17 protein-coding genes are annotated in these 20,704 nt (G+C 55.2%); 13 read left to right on the plus strand and 4 right to left on the minus strand.

Annotated elements, in window-relative coordinates:
* Nucleotides 1-17: 17 nt before the first annotated feature.
* The 9 genes from hypE to KJ970_06165 all read left to right on the plus strand — a co-directional run bounded on the left by hypE (nt 18) and on the right by KJ970_06165 (nt 11,891).
* Entirely contained in the window at nt 18-992 is a 975-nt protein-coding gene (hypE, locus tag KJ970_06125; protein ID MBU2690487.1) for a hydrogenase expression/formation protein HypE, read from the plus strand.
* A gap of 110 nt (nt 993-1,102) precedes the next feature.
* Nucleotides 1,103-1,516, plus strand: a complete 414-nt coding sequence (locus KJ970_06130; GenBank protein MBU2690488.1) for a BlaI/MecI/CopY family transcriptional regulator — start codon at nt 1,103-1,105, stop codon at nt 1,514-1,516.
* A 31-nt stretch (nt 1,517-1,547) separates the two neighbouring features.
* Nucleotides 1,548-2,876 (plus strand): TonB family protein, encoded by a 1,329-nt coding sequence (locus tag KJ970_06135; protein MBU2690489.1) that lies wholly within the window; start codon nt 1,548-1,550, stop codon nt 2,874-2,876.
* 153 nt (nt 2,877-3,029) lie between these two features.
* Nucleotides 3,030-3,413: a Rid family detoxifying hydrolase gene (locus KJ970_06140; GenBank protein MBU2690490.1), complete on the plus strand. Its 384-nt coding sequence runs from the start codon at nt 3,030-3,032 to the stop codon at nt 3,411-3,413.
* An 83-nt stretch (nt 3,414-3,496) separates the two neighbouring features.
* Nucleotides 3,497-4,483, plus strand: a complete 987-nt coding sequence (locus tag KJ970_06145) for an ornithine cyclodeaminase family protein (protein MBU2690491.1) — start codon at nt 3,497-3,499, stop codon at nt 4,481-4,483.
* 17 nt (nt 4,484-4,500) lie between these two features.
* Entirely contained in the window at nt 4,501-6,096 is a 1,596-nt protein-coding gene (locus KJ970_06150; protein ID MBU2690492.1) for a hypothetical protein, read from the plus strand.
* Between the two features lie 386 nt (nt 6,097-6,482).
* Nucleotides 6,483-9,377 carry a hypothetical protein gene (locus tag KJ970_06155; protein ID MBU2690493.1) on the plus strand — a complete coding sequence of 965 codons (2,895 nt, stop codon included), beginning with the start codon at nt 6,483-6,485 and terminating at the stop codon, nt 9,375-9,377.
* A 351-nt stretch (nt 9,378-9,728) separates the two neighbouring features.
* Nucleotides 9,729-10,103 (plus strand): hypothetical protein, encoded by a 375-nt coding sequence (locus tag KJ970_06160; protein MBU2690494.1) that lies wholly within the window; start codon nt 9,729-9,731, stop codon nt 10,101-10,103.
* Between the two features lie 39 nt (nt 10,104-10,142).
* Nucleotides 10,143-11,891: a hypothetical protein gene (locus tag KJ970_06165; protein ID MBU2690495.1), complete on the plus strand. Its 1,749-nt coding sequence runs from the start codon at nt 10,143-10,145 to the stop codon at nt 11,889-11,891.
* Here KJ970_06165 and KJ970_06170 read toward each other — a convergent pair.
* Nucleotides 11,854-12,612, minus strand: coding sequence for an SDR family oxidoreductase (locus KJ970_06170; GenBank protein ID MBU2690496.1), 759 nt, complete (start codon nt 12,610-12,612; stop codon nt 11,854-11,856). The two genes, KJ970_06165 and KJ970_06170, sit on opposite strands and share 38 nt — an antisense overlap.
* A 143-nt stretch (nt 12,613-12,755) precedes the next feature.
* On the opposite strand from KJ970_06170, the gene KJ970_06175 reads away from it, so the two are divergent.
* Nucleotides 12,756-13,910, plus strand: coding sequence for an acyl-CoA dehydrogenase family protein (locus KJ970_06175; GenBank protein ID MBU2690497.1), 1,155 nt, complete (start codon nt 12,756-12,758; stop codon nt 13,908-13,910).
* On the opposite strand, the gene KJ970_06180 is transcribed toward KJ970_06175, so the two are convergent.
* Nucleotides 13,887-14,561, minus strand: a complete 675-nt coding sequence (locus tag KJ970_06180) for an NUDIX domain-containing protein (GenBank protein MBU2690498.1) — start codon at nt 14,559-14,561, stop codon at nt 13,887-13,889. The genes KJ970_06175 and KJ970_06180 overlap by 24 nt on opposite strands.
* A 201-nt stretch (nt 14,562-14,762) precedes the next feature.
* On the opposite strand from KJ970_06180, the gene KJ970_06185 reads away from it, so the two are divergent.
* Nucleotides 14,763-16,313: a bifunctional metallophosphatase/5'-nucleotidase gene (locus KJ970_06185; GenBank protein ID MBU2690499.1), complete on the plus strand. Its 1,551-nt coding sequence runs from the start codon at nt 14,763-14,765 to the stop codon at nt 16,311-16,313.
* Between the two features lie 57 nt (nt 16,314-16,370).
* On the opposite strand, the gene KJ970_06190 is transcribed toward KJ970_06185, so the two are convergent.
* The gene (locus KJ970_06190) at nt 16,371-17,372 is read right to left on the minus strand and encodes a glycosyltransferase family 2 protein (protein ID MBU2690500.1); all 1,002 of its coding nucleotides are present in this window, start codon (nt 17,370-17,372) and stop codon (nt 16,371-16,373) included.
* A 450-nt stretch (nt 17,373-17,822) separates the two neighbouring features.
* Between KJ970_06190 and KJ970_06195 the strand changes: the two genes are divergently transcribed.
* Both KJ970_06195 and KJ970_06200 read left to right on the plus strand, forming a co-directional pair.
* On the plus strand, nt 17,823-18,443 hold the full coding sequence (locus KJ970_06195; GenBank protein MBU2690501.1) for a penicillin-binding protein activator LpoB: 621 nt from the start codon (nt 17,823-17,825) through the stop codon (nt 18,441-18,443).
* Between the two features lie 190 nt (nt 18,444-18,633).
* The gene (locus tag KJ970_06200; GenBank protein MBU2690502.1) at nt 18,634-19,875 is read left to right on the plus strand and encodes a hypothetical protein; all 1,242 of its coding nucleotides are present in this window, start codon (nt 18,634-18,636) and stop codon (nt 19,873-19,875) included.
* Nucleotides 19,876-19,957: 82 nt separating this feature from the next.
* Here the strand turns inward: KJ970_06200 and KJ970_06205 are convergent, their stop codons facing one another.
* Nucleotides 19,958-20,671 carry a hypothetical protein gene (locus KJ970_06205; GenBank protein ID MBU2690503.1) on the minus strand — a complete coding sequence of 238 codons (714 nt, stop codon included), beginning with the start codon at nt 20,669-20,671 and terminating at the stop codon, nt 19,958-19,960.
* Between the last annotated feature and the right edge of the window lie 33 nt (nt 20,672-20,704).

The following is a 20,704-nucleotide window of genomic DNA, read 5'->3' on the forward strand; positions in this document are numbered from 1 at the left end:
ACGGATCCGGCGGCCGGATGACCCATGAGTTGGTCCGCGATGTTTTTGTGGCCCACCTGGATAATCCGTTTTTATCGACCCTCTCCGATGCGGTGGTTCTCCCCGAACTGACCGCAGGGTGCCGGCCGGCTCTGACCACCGATGCCTTTGTCGTCGACCCCGCTGTCTTTCCGGGTGGGGATGTCGGCTATCTCTCCGTATGCGGCACGATCAATGATTTGGCGGTGGCGGGAGCCAAACCGCTCTATCTCACCTGGGCCCTGATACTTGAGGAAGGGGCCGATGGCGAATTGCTCGAGGTTTGCGCAAAAGGCGCCTCCAGAGCCGCCGAAGAAGCAGGTGTCCTGATCGTGGCCGGCGACACCAAGGTCGTTCCCCACGGCAGGGGTGATAAGATATACATTACGACGGCCGGGCTGGGCGAGATCCCGATGGAGAGGCATGTTGGAGATGATCGAATCGCCGTGGGAGATGCCATTCTAGTGACCGGTTCCATCGGCGAGCATGGCGCAACGATCATGGCCTGCCGGCATCATCTTTCGGGAGACAATCTCAAATCCGACTGCGCTCCATTGAATCATCTTTTGGAGTCTCTCTTCAGAGCGGAGTTGGAGATCCATTCCATGCATGATCCGACCCGTGGAGGGATTCTCACCACCTGCCATGAAGTGGCCGGACGGACGGGTCTTCGCATATCGCTTGAGGAGGAGTTGATTCCCGTCCGCCCGGAAGTTCAGGCGGTCTGCGAGTTGTTGGGATTGGATCCGCTCTCCGTACCCTGTGAAGGGCGCGCCCTTATTTGGTGTCCGGCGGAGCAAGCCGATCCTATTCTGAATCTACTCCGGCAGCACCCGCTGGGGGAGGGGGCCGTGCGCATCGGGATGATGGCACCGTTGGATCCGGGGAAGGCTCCGGTGATCCTCACCAATGCTTATGGAGCGGATCGTCCCCTGGATCTCCTCGCCGGTTCCGATCTCCCTCGGATTTGCTGATATTTAAAGATCTCCCCTTGACTGTCCGTTACATTTGTCGCACACTACGTGCGACAGGTGTAACGGAACCGGCAGAGGGATTATTCACCCGATTATCAAGAGGACCATCTATGAAGGCGCTTCCCGATCTCTCCCGATTTGAGCTTCAGTGCCTGAGAAAGCTCTGGAGTTGCAAGGAAGGGACGGTCAGAGATATCTATAAAGCCCTTGAAGATCCTCCGAGTTATTCCACCGTTCGGAAAATCGTGGAACGCCTTGAGGAGAAGGGGGCCGTCGAGCGGGTTCGGATGGAAGGCAAGGCCTGGCTTTACCGGTCGACCGTCTCAGCCCCCGCCATGATCCGCAAGGAGATCCGGCGTTTTCTCGATGTTGCCTTTGACGGCGCGGCTTTGCCTCTCATGTCTCATCTGGCGGATATGAAGGAGGTGAGTCTAAAGGACCTTAGAGAGATCGAAAAGAGGGTCGCATCGCATCGATCCGGTCAGCGCTCCTCGGAGGGTGGGCAACCGGGTTCCGGGAAATAGGTGAATCATGATCTTGCTCGCGAGCCACATAATGGAACGAATCTGGTTGATGGTCGCTACTCACCTCTGGCAAACCACGCTGTTTCTGGTTCCATTGTTTCTCACGGGTTTGCTCCTGCGCCGGGCGCCGGCGAGGTTTCTGAACAGACTCTACTGGCTGGGTTTGATCAAATTATTCCTTCCGCTCTCTCTCTTGAACGGTATCGGCTCGCGGCTGATCGGATGTTGGATGGATCAAGGGGCGGGGGGAAATGAAGAACGGTTTCTCACAACGATTTGGCACAACACCTCTTCGATTCTCAATCCCATCACCGTGGTAACGGGAAATTCGTCGGGAATCTATCATTTTGTACAAGGTGTCGGTGTCTATCTCTCGGCATTCTGGTTTGCCGGAGCGACCGGTCTCGGAGTTTTGTGGATTCTCGAAATCTGGCGCGGGAGGAGGCGTGATACCTTTGAATCTGTCTCTTCGGACGCGCTCTTGCAGCGTCGGCTCCTGGAAGCCGGCTGTGGTAAGGAAATCCCTTTGAACTCACTTCAAATAGATGAGCATGCGACAATGCCCCGGGTTACGGGATTGCTGCGGCCCAAAATCATCATCCCCAAAATTCTCATTCATAAGCTAACGCCGCTGGAACTTCGATGTATTCTATTGCATGAGAACGCCCACCGATTGCGGATGGATCCGCTGCGCGGTCTCATTCAGAGGATTGTTGTGATGGTTTTCTTTTACTATCCGCTGCTCTGGCCCCTCATGAGCCTGCTGAGGACGACCCGAGAAATGGCTTGTGATGAAGCAGCGGTGGAAGGTGGAATTCTGCCGGGATTCTATGGGAATGCCCTGGCTCGGGCGTTCAGCGCTGGGCTTCGGACAGCGGGGGAGTTTGCGGCGATACCCGGGGGAGATCGATCCCTCGTCAGTCGAAGACTCCGCCGGTTGGATCAACCTTGGAGGTTTAGGAATATGGCGAGATATCGAATTATTTTGGCCGCATGTGTTGCCCTTTTGGTGGCTGGCTCTATCTTCCCGCTTTCCCCGCCGGCTCGGGCGGAGAGTGCGGTGAAGGAAAACTCCACCATGCCTGAAGTTGTACATCAGGTCAGCCCCGATTATCCAGAAGAAGCCCGGAAGGCCGGATTGGAAGGGAAAGTCATCTTGCAGGTTACCATAAAGAAGGATGGTTCTCTCCGGGATATCACCGTTCTGGAAGAGGTCGAGGAAGGGGAGATCCTAACCAAAGCCTCCATCAAAGCCCTTGAGCAATGGAAATTCAAACCGGGAACCGAAGATGGGGAGCCTGTCGAATTGACGATTGCGATTCCATTCCAATTCCGACTGGATAGCGAACCCAAAAACTGATGATATTTCGGTGGGGAGCTTTCCGCTCCCCGCCATCTTTTCCCCACCTTTTCACTTCCAGACATTTCGTTTTAAATCAGTACAGAGGCTGGTAAGATCCTCCAGGCGGGCGGATCGATTCTATCAGACCTTCGGGAACGGATGGGGGAACAGATGTCCTATCGCACGATTCAAACAGGCGGGGCTCCGGCGGCGGTCGGGCCCTATTCGCAGGGCGTTGTCGCGGGGGATCTTCTCTTTACGGCGATGCAGATTGCCCTGGATCCCGCGACCGGTGAGATGCTCGGTGAGACGGCGGGCGATCAGGCGCGGCAATGCCTTAGGAATATCAAAGTCATTGTTGAAGCCGGTGGAAGTCGAATGGATCGTGTCGTCAAGACGACAATCTATCTGACGGATATCTCCGAATTCGGAAATGTTAATGCGATCTATGCCGAGTTTTTCGAAACCGCCCTGCCCTCGCGCGGGGTCTTAGAGGTTTCGGCGCTTCCCAAAGGGGCGCTGGTTGCCGTTGAGGCCGTCGCCGCCATTGGATAACGGCTGAAGGATTTAAAATCGATGTTATTCACATGGTAAATAGTCCCATTGGAGAATTGGACGAATTATGAAAGGAGGCGGTCATGCCGCTGCTCATCTCCCGGAAAGATGTCGAGAAGGTCCTCACGATGAAGGATTGTATCATTGCCGTCGAAAAGGCATTTGCGGAGCTGGCCAACGGCAGGACGATCATGCCTCAAAGGGCCGTCATTCCCATTTCGGATCACAAAGGGGTTTTTCTCGGTATGCCGGCCTATATCGGTGGGGAGATGAACGCCCTCGGCATCAAGATCGTCACCGTTTATCCTGAGAACCCCAAGAAATACAATATCCCAACCATCTTTGGAACCTTATCGCTCTGCGATCCAGCGACGGGCCGGACGATCGCAATTATGGACGCCGGTTATCTCACCGCGGTCAGAACAGGCGCCGCAAGCGGTGTCGCGACGAAATTTCTGGCCCGCGAGGATTCAAAAATCGCCGTCATCTTCGGAGCTGGTGTTCAGGCGCAAAAACAGCTTGAAGCGGTCCACATGCTGAGACCGCTGGAGAAGGTTTATGTGTTGGATCTCGTGACGAAAGCGCGGGATAAGTTTGCCCATGATATGAGCGAGACCTTCGGTATCGAGATGATCCCGACCGATGATGCTGAAATGGCGGTTAAAGATTCGGATATCATCATCACCGCTTCAAGTTCGCCCAATCCTGTCTTTGATGGGAACTGGATGAAGCCCGGGACCCACATAAACAATATCGGATCCCATTCTCCGACCGCTCGTGAACTGGATACCACAACGGTGAAACGGTCAAAATTCGTAGCCGATCTGAAAGAGGCCAATCTGGCGGAAGCGGGTGATATCCTTATCCCGATCAAGGAAGGGGCGGTGACGCAGGATCACATCTACGCGAGCCTCGGCGAGATTGTCACCGGCCGGAAAGCGGGCCGTGAGAATCCCAAAGAGATCACCCTTTTCAAATCCTGTGGACTCGCGATCCAGGATATCTCGACCGCTCTCTCTATTTATACCGCCGCCCGCGAAAAGGGGATCGGCACCGAAGTGGAGCTTTAGGCCGTCAGCGAGGCTTCATGAAAAAACGGCAAGTTCCATCAGATCCCCCCGCAGATGCCATGGCGGGCCCTGCGATGCGTTTCTTTGCGCCGGTCAGGCGTCATTATGTCTGGGTGCCCATGATCCTGCTGGGTCTTGCCGCTCTTCTGACCTTGGATCTGCGCCTGCACATTAATGGCGATAATGTCTCGTATATGCGCCTTGCCGAGTCAATCCGCAATGGGGAGGGGATCTGGCCCGCCAGCCGATTCCCCCCCGGATTCCCCTGGCTCCTCGTTCCCATCCAGTCAATTTGGGGACTGAATCTCCTTCCGCAGAAGATTTTGGTATTCACGGCGTATCTCGTCGCCGTTTTCTTCGGCACGCATTTAACATTCCGTTTCTGGGGGCCGTGGCGCGGTGGGCTGGCCGCCCTTCTGGGGATGAGTCTCATTCCCGTCGTTGAGTATTCGCACTACGTGATGAGTGAAATTCCTTTTCTTGCGGTCGTTATGGCCTGTTTCTGGTGGGTCGATCGGCGGGATGGGGAAGCCGCCCATTCTTTTCGGGAGGGTTTCATCGCAGGGGCATTGGCGATGGCGGCTTTCTGGATCCGCAGCGCCGGGCTGGTGATACCCGCCGCGGTTCTCGGGGCGTACGGGCTCCAGCGCCGCCGCAAAGCCGCCATGGGCGCCGCGCTGGCGATCATCCTCCTCATCCTTCCATGGATTGTGAAGACAGCGATGGGTGGGGCCGGGCAATCGTATATCCGTCAATTTTTTCTCGTGAATCCCTATTTTCCCGAATTCGGATTTCTAGGATTTCCCGATCTCCTCGATCGTCTCCTTCACAACGGCAAAGAGTATTTTTTGCTGGAAATACCTCATCTGGTCTGGCCGGCGATCTTTCGATCGACTTATACAAATGTGGCTGAGTTGAGCCGGTACCTACCGATTCCAGCAGTGGGCGCCGCATGGCTCCTCATCCTCATCGGTCTGGTGCAAGGCGCACGGCGACTCCAGGCCTGGGTTCTGGCAAGCCTGCTGACCCTTGTCCTGTGCCTGCTGTGGCCCCCCATTTGGGGATCATCCCGGTTCCTTGTTCCGATCGCCCCCTTCCTCATGTGGGCTTTCTTAAATGGCGCCTGGATTTTCTTCCGCTGGATCCTGGGTCCCAGAGGGCGTTGGTTTTTCAGGGTGGTCGTGCTGGCCCTCTTGATTCTGGCGGGCCAGAACCTTGTGAAATTGAAAATACAAAGCCGGACGTATCCTCCGGCTTGGGACGCTTACTTTCAGGCTGCGCGGTGGGTCCGTATGAATATGCCGGAGGGCATATTGATCATCGATCGGAAGCCCGGCCTTTTCGGATTTGTCAGCGAACGTCGCTGCGAAGGGTTTCCCCGGGAAGCCGATTCGCAGAAGATGCTGCAGAATTTTGAAGAACGCGACGTCGATCTCGTGGTCCTCTCCCGCATCCCCTACGATGACATCGGTCGGTTTCTCCTTCCCGCCATCAGCCGGCATCCCAACCGGTTTGAGCTGGTCTACAGCGATCGGGGCATTCCGGAGAGGGAAGTCTTCCTCTTCCATCTTCTCAGTCCGGCGGAAACCCCGGATTCATTGGGAATTCAGTAGGCCTCAGGCGGGCTTATTTCTCTGAATCCTAGCTCTTGGTAGGACTTGAATTTTTGCCATAATCTTGATATTCTAACAGTGCTGCTAAAATAGCTTTGCTGTGCCGCGTCGCAGGATCCCCAGGATGGGGTCCTTAGGGGAATGGGGAAGGATGAACTCCCCATCAAAGAGGAGAAGGTAACCCGGATGAGCCGATCGGGAATCTCATTATCCGTGGGATTTCTGCTTCACAGTGTCTCTATCTCCTTGTAAATCTAAGAGATACACCATTCGGTTCGTTCGTCTCAAGGGCGGGTTCGGGTCTGGGTGGCAATGGGCTCAACCCAAGGAAAGGAGATTTCCAGACTATGATGCTTAGGAACTCGCGGGGCCTAATCGGCCTTGCCATGGCACTCCTTGTCATTGGAGGTGGGTTGGTTCCGGTCCAGGGATTTACTCCTGCGGAGCAAAATTCGGCCTATGAAATCCCTCTAAAGGAGTTTGATCTTCACAATTATCGCGTCGAGCGGTTTGATGAGATAAGCCGGGATGTCACGACCAGTATCGCCAATCGTTATGGTGGAAACTGGACCATCTACTCCTGGAATCCGCAGACCCGTACGCCATCCTACATTTATGGCAGCGGTGTCGATTTGGCTGTCTCGCTCAGCGATGATTTCAATGCTGAAAGCGCCGCCCGCACGGCTCTGGCAGCCAATGCCGGTGTTCTCGGTCTTAATCCGGCCAATCTTCAGCTCCATGAAGTTACAAGAGGCCTCGGAAAGACAGCCGTCCACTTCCAGCAGATGTATGAAGGATTGGAAGTCGAGGGTGGCCGGGCGCACACAACCTTTATGGATACCGGACGACTCTTCGTGATGAGTTCAAACTATTATTCCGATATCCAGGTGGATCCCCATCCGACATTGATTGCTTCCGTGGCGGAAGAGGTCGCGCGTCAAGACCTCCCCTACAACTACGCCACTGATTCGATTGAGGATGGAACCCATCTTCTCATTCTGCCGGTTCCGGCATCTGAGACGGATGTTTCCTTTCATCTCGTTTGGCGTATCCGTGTTCGCACCGAGGACCCGATCGGGATCTGGGTGACGCATGTTGATGCCCATAGCGGCGGGATCCTCTGGCGTTACAATGATGTCCAATTCCTCAATTTCTCAGGCGACGATGAAGCCGAGGTTCAAGATGCGACCTATTGCAACGGCATCAATGATCAAGCGCAGGGCTATCAGTATGTCACCGTCTCCGGTGTCGGCACCGTCACGACCGATATCAATGGCAACTGGTCGCTTTCCTACGGCGGCACCGATAGCAAGGCGATTACTTCGGAAATGAACGGCCCTTGGTGTCATGTCGAGAATGTGGGCGGCGGTGAAGCCCTCTACTCGGGCACGGCGACGCCGGGCGTTCCATATACCGTCCACTGGGATGGGACCTGGGCGCAGAATGACGAGCGGGATGTCTTTAACGCTGTCAATGATATCCATGATTACTTCCTGGAGTTCGCTCCGACCTTCAGTTATGTCAATACGCGGATGAACTCCTTTGTCAGCCGCAACAGCACCTGTAATGCCTACTGGGATGGTACAATCAACTTCTACATCGAGGGCGGCGGATGCGCCAACACCGGCGAGATACAGGGCGTGGTGCATCACGAGTTCGGCCATGGTATCCAGTACACCATTCTGGGTTCCCAGGGCAACGAGGGTCTCGGCGAGGGGAACGGCGATATCATTGCGACCCTCATGACGGGCGAATCGATCATCGGCCGCGGATTCTATCTGAACCAGTGCGGCAGCGGGATCCGTGACTGCAACAACAACCTGATTTATCCCAATGATGTCGTGGGCCAGCCGATCCACTCCGCCGGCCGTGTCATCTGCGGTTTCAACTGGGACATGTGGCAGGAGCTGCAGAACACCTATGATTATGAGAGCTCACGGATCCTGGCCGGCGAGTTGTGGCACTATGGCAGAGTGCTGGAACATCCCATGTATCAGCCGGATCAGGTCCTCGCTTATTTCATCGCCGATGATGACGACGGCAATCTCGATAACGGCACACCGCACTACAATGCGATCTGCACGGGCGCCACAAATCATAACTTCGATTGCCCCGAGATTCTCGAGGGTGTCCTCATCAGCCATATCCCGCCGGTGACTCCGGTCCCCGAGGGTGATGTCATCTTGGCTGCCGAGATCTTCTCGACGATCACCGCCATGGATCCCGATTCCGTGCGGGTCATCTACCGCAAGAACGGCGGGTCGTTCATCAGTGCGCCCATGACGAACACGGGCGGCAACGACTACGAACTGATCCTGGCCGGCCAGACCGAACCGGCTGATGTCGAGTATTACATTCACGCCGTCGATCAAGAGGGCAACTACCGCAATGCGCCTTCAACGGCTCCCGCGGAGTTCTACAGCTTCGCCATTCCAACCCTCTTTGATGATATCGAAAGCGAGGAAGGTTGGAGCGTGAATGACGAAGGGTCCGATAACGCCACGACGGGTGCCTGGGAAAGGGGCGATCCGGAAGCGACCTCGGCTCAGCCGGAAAATGATCATACACCGGCGCCGGGGGTTAACTGTTGGATCACCGGTCGGGCCTCCGGCACCGCTGACGGCACCTTTGACATCGACGGCGGTACCACGAGCCTCTACTCACCGGTCTATGATATGTCGGGCGCTTCCTTCGCGCGCGTTAAGTATCATCGCTGGTACTCGAATGATAAGGGGAACGCCCCCAATGCCGATATCTGGGTTGTACAAGCCCGCAACAACGGCGGCGCCTGGCAGGATATCGAGAACACTCAATCGAACCAGAACCAGTGGTACCTCACCGGTGGCGATCTTCTGGCCCTCTTCGGTAGTGGCATCGGCGATGTCCAGTTCAAGTTTATCGCCTCAGATCTCAGTGATCCCTCTCTCGTAGAAGCCGGCGTGGATGATTTCATGCTGCTTCTCTCTCAGGGCGCCACTGATGTCGAGGGGACGACCACCCGGTTGGCCTACCGCCTTGAAGGCGCGGCGCCCAACCCCTTCACACCGCAGACCGTCCTCAGATTTGAGGTGCCCGAGGCGGTTCGCGCATCGCTTAGGATTTACGGTGTGGATGGACGTCTTGTCCGGAACCTGATGGAAGATACCGTACAGCCTGGTCGCTACTCGCAGACATGGGATGCTCGTGATGACGCCGGCCGGGAAGTCGCCGCGGGTGTCTACTACTACATTCTCGATGCGGGCGGCTTTAGGGCGACACGCCAAATGGTTCTCGTGAAGTAACCCGATTTAATATCGAGGAACATTAGAGGGCCGTCCCGGTGGGGCGGCCCTCATTTCATGCGATTTATAATAAATATGCCGGAAGAGAAGACAAAAACTGGCGGTGGCCGCGAGAGACACTCCATAATGGGGGGTACGCAGGAGAGGGTGCCAAGGCTCGCAGCCACCATGTTGGGACCGCTTTCCCCTGGGGTCTCGGTCCGCACGAAACGAAACCGTGCCGTGCGAGTGGAGGGCCCCAGAAAGATCGCAGTGCCCAAGACTGTTATTTTCTATACAACGGCCCGCTTGTTGGGTTCCCAAAATCGGTTCCAATATCCGAGCCAAAGAAGGCCGGGGAGGACCAAGCCTATGATCCGATCATCAGGGGAATCAGAGCCGGGGCATGGATCAACACCCCCCTTCCGGGCGATCGAAAGGCTGACGGCCAGCATCCGGGAGCTTGAAAAGGAAGGCTATACCATTGATCCCTGGATCGTCCCGGCCGGTACTGAATACCGCTCCCAGGTCTCCAATGTCGACAAGATTCTCGCCGTTCTAAGGGGATGTTTGCGCCTTGAACTTCCCACCGGCAGCCGCATCCTTAACTCGGGCTCGATTGCGAATATTGTACACGGCCTCAGACATTCGATCCGTGTCGAGGGTGAAGAAGATGCCTACGTGATGGTGGCGCACCGTGATCCCCCGCCGATTCCACCGGAGGCGTTTGAGACGGATGGCGTTTGAGAAGAAGATGAATCCTAAAGAGAAATGCTGGATCAATCGATGAGACGGATTCTGTGGATCACTCTTGGCGTTGGCGCCGGTCTTTTCCTTCTTGCCGCTTTATGGGGGCATGGAAAGATGCGAAAACTGATGGATTCCCGGCCGCTGTTCGAAGTGATCCCCTCGATCGGCAGGGTGGAGTGGAGTGAAATCCGGTGGAGCTATCTGCCCCCGCGGGTATTTCTGGACGATATCAAGGCGGAAGGGGAGTTCAGCAATGTTTTGTTAAAGGTTTCTTTTGAGCGGATCATTCTAAAACCAAGTTTGGGTGTCGTCGTGGGACGCGGACTCCGGTACAGCGATTGGTCGGCCGTCCTCGAGGGCGGCCGGCTCCTTGTTCCGGAATCCCTTGGATTCCTCTTTCCGAGCGTAGAGGTAAGGGACCGCATCGATGGGGCGTCCATGGGGGAAGGCGCCGATTCCCTCCCGGCGGTTCTGGCGGATTCTGTGAAAGAGATTTCAACCCATCGCACCGGAACGATCGATGCGAAGGCAACGGGTCCCGTCCGGCATCGGAAAGGTGGAGAATCAAATCGGGGACGGCAGGGTCATGCTCAATGGAGTTTGACCGCCCCCGAATTGATCCTGGCCGCCGGGGTGGCTGGAGATGATACCCTTCTACTGAAAATGGAAGGATTGAGGGTCAATATAGGAGAGCGAGAAGGCCGGACGCGATGGAGCGCCGATTGGACGATCCCGGGAGACGGCCGGCCCTGGTCCCTACTTGCTGAACGCGAAGGGAATGCCTGGGAGGGACCGCCCCGCAGCGTGATCCTCAAGGGCGGATCCCTGGATGGCCGGTGGTTGAATGCGCTCACCGGATCCCGCTTCCCCATTGGAGAAGCAGCGCGCTTTACCGGAATAAAGGGGCGCTGGGAAAACGAACTCTGGAGTCTCGAGGGGGCGTTTCAGGGCCCGGTCGTCCAGGATGGAATAAGCATTTGGATCGGACCGATGCCCGCAGACGCCGATTCGAACCAGGACCGGATTCATCCGATAGAGCGTTTTGACTTTCACATTTATGGCAGAACCGATACCTGCCCCCTGATTGTCGAAGATCTTCCCACAGAAGCGGGTTTGTCATCAACAGCCGACGTCAAGGTTCTCATCCACAATCATGGGTTGGGGACGCCCGGCCTTGAAACGGAGATACGCCTGAATCTTATCAAGATGGATGGCGTACCCCTGCCGGGGTCTCTTTCGCCCGATGCGGGATCTTGGAATCTCGCGGGACCTGCTTCTGGATGGGGCCGGTTAACCTATCCCCTGGCGCTGCTGCGCGGAGAGCCTTCCCCGCCCCCGACATGGGAGGCCGACCTCCATCTCGCTCAGGGAACGATCTCTGGTTTCCAGCCCCTTGAGGATGTCTTTCAATTGACCGGATCAAAACGGGCGATCGCTTATCAACAGCTGGACGCCCATCTTGAGGGGTGGGGGCGGGAGATTCTTATCGAGTCCATCGAGGCGGAAGGCGGTTCGGGACGGATTGATGGATCGCTAGCCATCGACGGCGCTCGCTATGAGGCTTACATTGCGGTGGTCCCCGAGACAAGTGACATCGGCTGGCTGGAGGATCTGCAGGTAAAGTCTCCCACACTTTATGCCCGGGCCGTTGATAACGGATCCCGGCGGAGGGTTGATCTTATACGATCAAGGCAGTGGAAAGCTCAGCGATCCAGTCTTATACAAAAGTGGAAATCCCGCGTGGCGGCTACTGAAGATTCCTTCCTCCATCCACAAGAAGATTGATCCCGGTCGTAAAGTCCGATCGTTCGATAAGGAAAAGAACCGTTTCGGCGATGTCGGCCGGCCTCCCCATTCGTTTCAGCACAGCCGCTTCGGCCATCATTTTGATTTTTGCGGTCATTTTCGCATTCTTTTTTAAAGTTAAAGCGCCCGCGGGGGGAAGGATCGCTCCCGGGCTGATCATATTCACACGCACCTCAGGGGCCAGTTCTCGAGCCAGGACCTTGGTTAAGGCCTCGAGCCCGGCTTTGCTTGCCGCATAGGCCGCATAACCGGCGTAGGGCCTCTGAATGGACCAATCTCCAAGGTTAATGATGACGCCCTGACCGGCTTTTTTCATCTTGGGACCCACGGCCCGGGAAAGAAGGGCCGGAGCCCGAAGATTAACGGCCATCACTCGATCCCATTCGCTTACGGAAAATTGATGAGGGGAGGTCATTTGATAGATTGAGGCGGAATTAATAAGGACGCTGACGGGCCCCAGCCTCTTTTCAATCCTTCGAACCAGTTCTTCAATCGCCGCGGGGCGGCTGAGATCGGCCCGGAAGGGCAGCCCCTTCAGACCCTTCTTCTGGAGCCCGGCCGCGAGAGATTTCGCTTCTACGGATGATGTGTGGTAGTGAATGGCGACAAGCGCACCCCGCCCGGCGAGATGCTCCACGATAGCTTTGCCGATCCGGCGGCCGCCTCCTGTGACAAGCGTAACGCACCCTTTGAGTTCCATCACTCCTCCAGAGTTGACCCGGCAAACGGTTCCTATATTCTGATTCTATACAACAATGCTCAATCTTGCCGGGGAGATACAAGCGCCTACAATGTCCTTCTTCGCCGGAAAGCATGGATTCGTTTAAAAGGAGGTTCCCGATGATCGGTTTCGGTTTGACCGATGAACAGCAAGATCTTAGGAAATTGGCCCGCGATTTCGCTAAGCAGGAAATTGCACCCAAAGCCGCCCATCATGATAAAACCGGAGAATTTCCCCGCGAGATCATAAAGAAGGCCTGGGAATTGGGTCTTATCAATACCCATATTCCCGAGGAGTACGGTGGGTTGGGCCTCAGTGTTTTGGACGGATGTCTCATATCCGAGGAATTTGCCGCCGGCTGCAGCGGCATCGGAACCGCGATGGAGGCCAACACCCTCGCGCAAGCTCCCGTCATCGTCGGCGGCACCGATGAGCAGAAGAAGAAATGGCTGTCTCCGATGTTGGATGAGTTGAAATTCGCCGCCTATTGCGTGACCGAACCGGATGCCGGATCCGATGTGCAGGGAATAAAAACCACGGCGGTGAAAAAGGGTAATGATTATGTCATCAACGGCCAGAAAATGTGGATCACCAACGGCTCAGTGGCCGATTGGCATTTTGTCGTTGCTTATACCGATCCAGAGGCCGGCACGCGCGGCATGAGTGCTTTTATCGTCCCCACACATCTGGATGGAGTAGAGATCGGGAAAAAAGAATGGAACATGGGCCAACGGGCATCCGACACGCGGGGGATCTCCTACAGCGATGTGGTTGTCCCGGCCGAGAATCGGATTGGTGAAGAAGGCAAGGGCTGGTCGCTTGCCATGGCCGCCTTCGATCATACCCGGCCGGTCGTCGCTTCGGCTGCCGTCGGTGTCGGCCGTTCAGCGATGGAGCACGCGATCCGTTATACAAAGGAAAGGAAGACGTTCGGCGTCTCCATCCACCGCCATCAAGCGATTGCCTTTATGATCGCCGATATGGCCAAGGATCTGGAGGCGGCGCGTCTCCTGGTCTGGCAGGCGGCCTGGAAAATCGATCAGGGTGAATCGAATACACTTGAGGCGGCTTATGCCAAGGCCTTCGCGGCTGATACGACGATGCGGGTCACAACCGACGCAGTGCAGATCTTCGGTGGCTACGGTTTTAATTCCGAGTACCCGGTCGAGAAACTCATGCGGGATGCGAAAATATTCCAGATTTATGAAGGAACGAGCCAGATTCAGAGGTTGATCATTTCAAAGATAGCGATTTCAAGACTCGCGCGATCCTTCTGATGGGCGTTCTGATCCTGGATCATGGCTGGGAAGGATCCAGATCGGTTTCTTCATGGCTTCACGCTCCTCGAGGGTTCTGAGGGTCATAATGTGAGGTTTGGCGCGGAAACGCCCCCAGAGCGACCATGGCGAAGGCAGACGCCGCAGCCGGTGAGCCATCCCTTTTAATTCTTCCAGGGGGAGGTCATTAAACCCTGTGATCCGCTCATCGGTATCCTGAATGGACGGCGCCGCCGATGTCGGCTCCAAGAGGAAGCCAAAGGAGTGGAATCTCCTCTGTCTCGTGCTCTCTATCATCCGGACCTCGAGATGAAAGAGGAACTGGAGGATACCCAATTTGAACCCGGTCTCTTCGTGAAGCTCCCGGTGGATGGCCACAGAGAGTTCTTCACCGCCTTTGAGCCCTCCGGTGGGGAGGCGGAAGAGGTCGGGAGGATAGAAGGACTTCGTGTGGACGAGGACGGCCCGTGGGGGGCGCGGGATGACCAAAACAATTTCCCCGGGTCGTTTGCGGTTGAAAGGATAACTAAATCTGGAATCGGGGCTTTTAGGGCGACGCAAGACCAGCGTCCGGCGGAGAGGCGGCCCGTACTTCTCGATGAGATCGGTATAGTCAGGGAAGTTTTGTGTCGGCCCGCTTCTTTTCCGCACCAAAACCTCCTCTGCAGGTCTTCCTTTCCTCGACAGGGAAAGCTTCAATCCAGAGGGCGATCTGATCCCTCTATCTCCCCAGTTACCCTGACCGGCATATCGGTTAGAATAACCGGGGATGATCCCGTCGTCGAGAAATGCGTGTCCTCCGGATACGAGGAGTTCGTCGATTTCAGTGGGCGTTTTTGAGGAGCAATGGCCATGGCAAACCAATTGAAAAAAAAGGGCAAAATGAGTTTTGGGCCGATTGCCGGTGGGATCCTCATGGGTCTCCTCCTGGCGGTGGCCATTTCCACTCTGACCTCGCAGGCCCAGGAGATCACGATCCTCCACACAAATGATATCCATGGATCCTATTTATCCAGGGAAGCCGATTGGAGGGATGATAGACCCCTCGTCGGGGGGATGGAAGCCTTGGCAGGCGAGGTTCGAGCGACCCGCGCCGATGTCGAGAATCTTCTCCTCCTGGATGGGGGGGATGTGATGACGGGACATCCGATTTGCGACTTGGTCGTTGATGATGTTCACGGAGGCGGTCTCATCAAGATCATGAATGCTCTCCAATATGACGCCATGACGCTGGGGAATCATGATCTGGATATATCCCAGGAAAATGTTCATGGATTGGAAGCCCTGGCCGATTTCCCCTTTCTCTGCTGCAATCTGGTCTATGAAGACGGACGGGGTTTTCTTGGCAAGGCTTGTGTCATCAAGAGAGTTGGAAAGCTGCGGGTCGGAATCATCGGCGTTATTACGGAGTTTCTCGCCGGCGTCGTTCAGAAGAAGAATATCGAGGGATTGAAAATTCTCGACCCCCTGGAACAGGTTCAGGCCCTGGCTGACAGCCTTGATTCTGAAACCGATCTCATCATTCTTCTCTCTCATATGGGTGTTGAGGCCGACCGGGAACTCGCGGCGAAGATTAAAAATGTCGATGTCATTGTGGGAGGGCATAGTCATACACGAATTAAGGAGCCGGAGGTGGTCGGGGATGTGCTCATCGTTCAGGCGGGAGGGCGGCTGACGCAGGTTGGACGCCTGGATCTGACGGTGAAGCATGATCGCGTCGTGGCTTATAAGGGCCGCCTGATCGATCTATGGATTGAGGGGATGGAGCCACAGGAAGATATCCGGCGGATGGTTCAAGGGTATGAGGAGGCGATCGGCGAGACCTTCGGCGAGGTGCTTGGGGAACTCAAAGTCGCCTGGACAAGGGATCATTACAGTGAAAGCAATCTGGGGGATTGGGTCTCGGATATCTTGAGAGTCGCCGGCGCGGGCGATTTCGCCGTTATGAATAGTGGGGGGCTCAGGAAGGATATGCCTCCGGGACCCATCCACCGCCTCGACATTTATGAGATCCTGCCGTTTGACAATGAGGCCTGCCGGTTCACCTGCACCGGTGAGGAACTCATGACGATGATTCGTCATAATGCGCAGGGCCAAGCCTTTCAGACGTCCGGGATTCTTCAGGTCTCAGGTTTGAGCTACTCCTTCAGATCGACTGCCGACGGCGGGGTTGAAATCATCAATGCCATGGTCAATGGAAAACCCATTAAACCCAAACAGACCTATACGGGGATCTCGGTGGATTTTGTCGTGATCAGCCAGGCTGAAAACTACCTCAGATTTAAACCGTCCAATGTGGTCAATCTGGGTTATAAACTCAATGAACTTGCCGTGCAGGCCGTTCGTGACGCAGGGATCTTGGGCGAAGACGTTCAGGGGAGAATGCAACAACTCACGCCGTAGAGTTCCATCCTTTTGCCGCTCACCGGTCCGGCGCCCACTGATGAGGCCGGCGGGATTCTAAAAATCGACGGACGGCTCGTCATCATCCGGAATGAGTTCTTCCTTCTCCAGCAGGAGTTCGTTAGGTTTTGGCTGTGAAGCGGTAAGCTTTCTCACCTCTGCGGAGAATTTTTTTCGCTTTCTCTCGTAAAAATTCGCTCGCTCCGTATTGTCCTTCTGCTTGAATCCCTCAACCAACTTTTCACATTTGAAAACGATCTGCTCGGCGACCATCCGGCGGTACTCTGAATTGAGGTACCCGCTCTGGAATGCTTTTTCCAGCGCATAGACACGGAAGCGGTGGGTGGCCCAGGTACTCTTCCCGTCTGAATTCCGGTGAGGAGTGTAGATAAGGGATTCCTGCATCGTGTGGATTGGGAAATTGGCCGAGAGACGCACCCAGAGATCGTAGTTTTCACAGTTGGGAAGATTTTCATCGAATCCCCCGATGACATCCAGGCATTTGCGGTGAATAATCGCTGCATTGTATGAAAGTTGGCGGTCGCAGATGATCTCCTCGAAAAGCCATCCGCCCGGTCCCGGCGTGCTGGCTTTTTTCAATGGCGTGCCATTGCGCATTGGGATTTGACCGGCGACAGTGATATAGACTCCTGTTTTTGTCTGGAAAAAACGAACTTGTTGACTCAATCGCTCGGGGAACCATCGGATTTCCGGATCAGAAACGGACACGAGTTTTCCGCGGGCCAAACGAACACCGCGATTGCAGGCGGTGCTGAATCCCCGGTTGCGCTGATAGACGTAGCGGAGCGGAATCCCATCAATTGTAAAGGTAACATTCCGGCGCTCTCTCGGATTCCTAATAGCGCGGGCGATATCCAGCGGTTCATCAAGATTGTCTTTCCAGCGTTCTGCAATGGATTCAAACGTCGTATCCGTTGAGCCGTCATCCATGATGATCAACTCAAAGCTGCGGTAGTTTTGATTTAAAATCGAATCAAGACTTACGAGAAGTTCATCTTTCTTATTACATGTCGGGAGAATCACACTCACCATTGCCATTGAACCTTCTCCTTCCCTGAGAAATGCGTTAACAAACCGCCCCGGTCTTCCATGCCCTTTTACCACCGGTCAATCCCTGAGATTGCAATGGGGCGTTCCGTTAAATGCGTGACTCGGAGTGCAAATCCATCGCTGCCGAATCAAGAGGGTGGGGGGGGATGGTACAATGTAAAAAGCAGAGTCGCCGTTGAAATCGCTGATGACTCCCTCGACGACTGTAGGCGACGGTCTTTGCCGTCCCATAACCCCCGCGCATTGGTGCCCTCCAGGTCGAAACCCTCACAGAACTTAGCCTAAAACAGGGGCGATTGTCAAGGGGTCGGCGCTTCACAATCTGCAATACGTTGACACGCCGGGGGGCGAATCATAGACTTCAGCCAACGAAGACCGATCTAATGAAGCCGGTCAATTGCCCCGCCTCTTGAATCCGGTTTCTCGAAGGAGGAGACAATGAAGAGACGAAGGATATGGGGTTTTGTTCAGGTCATCTTTGCAATGCTGCTTGTGATGGTTATGGGGTGCAGCCAGAAGAAGGTTGTCTCTAGAATCGATCCCTCGGCCACGGTGGACCTTTCCGGTCGATGGAATGATACAGACAGCCGTCTTGTTGCTGAGGAGATGGTTGCGGACTGTTTGAGCCATGTCTGGATTACCGATCATATGGCTGACAAGATGGGGAAGAAGCCTTCAATCATTGTGGGAGCCGTAAAGAATCTCACAACGGAGCATATTTCCGTCACGACCTTTCTAAATGATATAGAGGGTGCCATTATCAACTCCGGTAAAGTCCGTCTTGTCGCCTCAGCCAAGGAGAGGGAGTCGATCCGGGAAGAACGACTTGATCAGTGGGAGAATGCTTCTCCTGAGACTGTCAAAAAATTAGGCGTTGAGCTCGGCGCCGATTACATGCTGTCCGGATCCGTGAACAGTATCATGGATGAAGAGGATGGCGAGAAGATTGCCTTTTATCAGACGGATCTGACCCTCTTGCGGATCGAAACAAATGAAAAGGTTTGGATGGGGCAGAAGAAGATTAAGAAGTACATTGCCCGGAAACAATACAAGCCATAGGGATCGTTCCTTGACCTCCCCTACCCGAAGGATCCGGTTGGTAGCGATTCTACCAGCCGGTCCGCTTCATCTTTTCCTCTGTGCTCTGATCCTCCTTACGGGATGCAGTACTTACCAGCATCGTATCGCTCCCGTCAGAGAATTTGCGGCGCAGGGGGAGATGGAGCGTGCTCTCGATCATGTCGCCAAGATGATGAAGCCGGGAGATCTTCTCTACCATCTCGAAACCGGCATGCTTCTGCACCTCATGGAGCGTTACGAGGAAAGTGATGCCCAGTTCGACCTCGCGGAACTCCTCATTGAGGATCTCTATACCAAGAGCCTTAGCCGGAAGGGTTTTTCCTACCTTCTCAACGAGGAGGTCGAGGCCTATGACGGAGAACCTTTTGAGCGGTTCCTCATTAACTATTACCGTGCTCTAAATCATCTTCACATGGGACATTTGACGGGGGCTCTGGTTGAGGCTCGAAAGATCGATTTAAAGTGGGCTCTGCAGGCGGATTCCAAGGGGAATCTTATCGAACAGGGCCGTCTTCCCTTTGTTGAGTACTTTGCCGCTCTGCTGCATGAGGAGGGCGGCGAGTTGAATGATGCTTTGGTCTCCCTTCGTCTGGCGGAAGAAGCCTATTCACGGCTGGAAGATCGGGTATCAGCGCCTGAGCCGCCTTGGCTTGCGGCGGATCTTGACCGTGTGGCCCTGAAGGGCGGCTTTACGGATTTTATAGAGAAGATCCCTCGGGATCAGGACCAAGAGGGGATCGAGGAGGGGCAAGGGGAGATAGTCCTTCTTCTAGAAAATGGCTGGATCCCGATCAGGGGCGAAACACGCATCAGTATACCCCTTCTCGAATCGGAATCGGATATTGACGATGATGGGGTGATCCTTCTGGCGGGAAGGCTCCATCACCGTTACGAGACTCACAGGATGCACGGCGCCTGGTTTCCCGAGCGTGTCAAAATCACCTACTGGTTGGAGGTGGCCCTGCCCTTTTTCCCGCCTCTGCGGCCGCTGGTTGTTCAAACCGCACGGCTTTCCTCCGGCTCACTCCATGCAGAAACGATACGAGTTGAGGATCTTGGAGTGGCGGCGCAGATCTCCTTCGAGGCTCAAGAGGGAGAGATCATCATGCGCGCCATCGTCCGTGCGCTTTTAAAATACATCGGTCATAGGCTTGCTGAGAAAAGTGGGGGAGCGGTGGCGGGATTCCTGGCCAATTTCGTCGGTGTCGCCACAGAGACTGCGGACACCCGCGCGTGGTCAACCCTGCCGCGGGAGTTTCAGATGGCTCGTTTGTTTCTTCCCGAAGGCTCCCATCCATTAACCCTTGATTGTCTTGGATCGCGAGGAGAGATCATCGAATCTGTAGATCTCGGCACGGTGGAAGTGGAAGCCGGCAGGAGGATCTTTATCAATTGGCGGGCTCATTATTGATCCCTGAGCAAACTGGAATGAACACAAAAAAAAGAGAGCCGGCCTATTGGCCGGCTCTCTTTTACTTATGGTCAAGAATTGTTTAGTACAGATTCTTGATGGATCCCCAGGTGGTCTCGACTGTAGGTGTGGGATTCGTTCCACACTCGTCCAGATACCACTCGCGAATCGCGATGTCCAAGCAGTTCGGGAATGCAACTGTGACGGGGACCCAGCCGGTGCCGTAAGCGGAGCCGGCAGGAACCTTCGTCAACGGGCAACCAAGCCCGAAACCATCTTCATCCGCGCCAACGTAGAACGCGCAGTGCTGGCCTGGCCAGTTGGACCAGTAGCCGGCAAAGTGCGCGCCTTCAACGCAGCAGTTGATGTCGATCAGGTGCATTGAGATGACCGGCCAGAATGCAGGGGCAGAAATGAGGTGGCCAATAACGCTGCAGACCACATTGCCCGGGATTCCACCATCATCGGCCCAAACATAGGCATCGATCAGCTGACCCGCGAAATAACCGGTTTGCGTGAAACCGATTTCAAGGGAACAGACATAAATGTTGTTATAGCACTCGGCAAAGGAACCGTAATCAGGAGCAACGACTCCACCGTACTGCCAGCAGTAGCCATTCTCAAACGTGCCATCATCGTTCTGTGCGAGCACCGCGTCGGCGCAATCTTCATCCGGCGTAGGCCCATAGACGATGGTCGTATTGATATTGAAGCCGAGTTCGGCCGGCTGAGCTAACGCTAACGACGTTAGACCAACAAGCGCGAATACGACGAGAAGAGCTGCTAATTTCTTCATGGTTGCTTTTCCTCTCTCCTTTCCTAGGGCTGC

Source organism: Candidatus Eisenbacteria bacterium (assembly GCA_018831195.1).
In the GTDB taxonomy this organism is placed as follows: Bacteria; Eisenbacteria; RBG-16-71-46; order CAIMUX01; family JAHJDP01; genus JAHJDP01.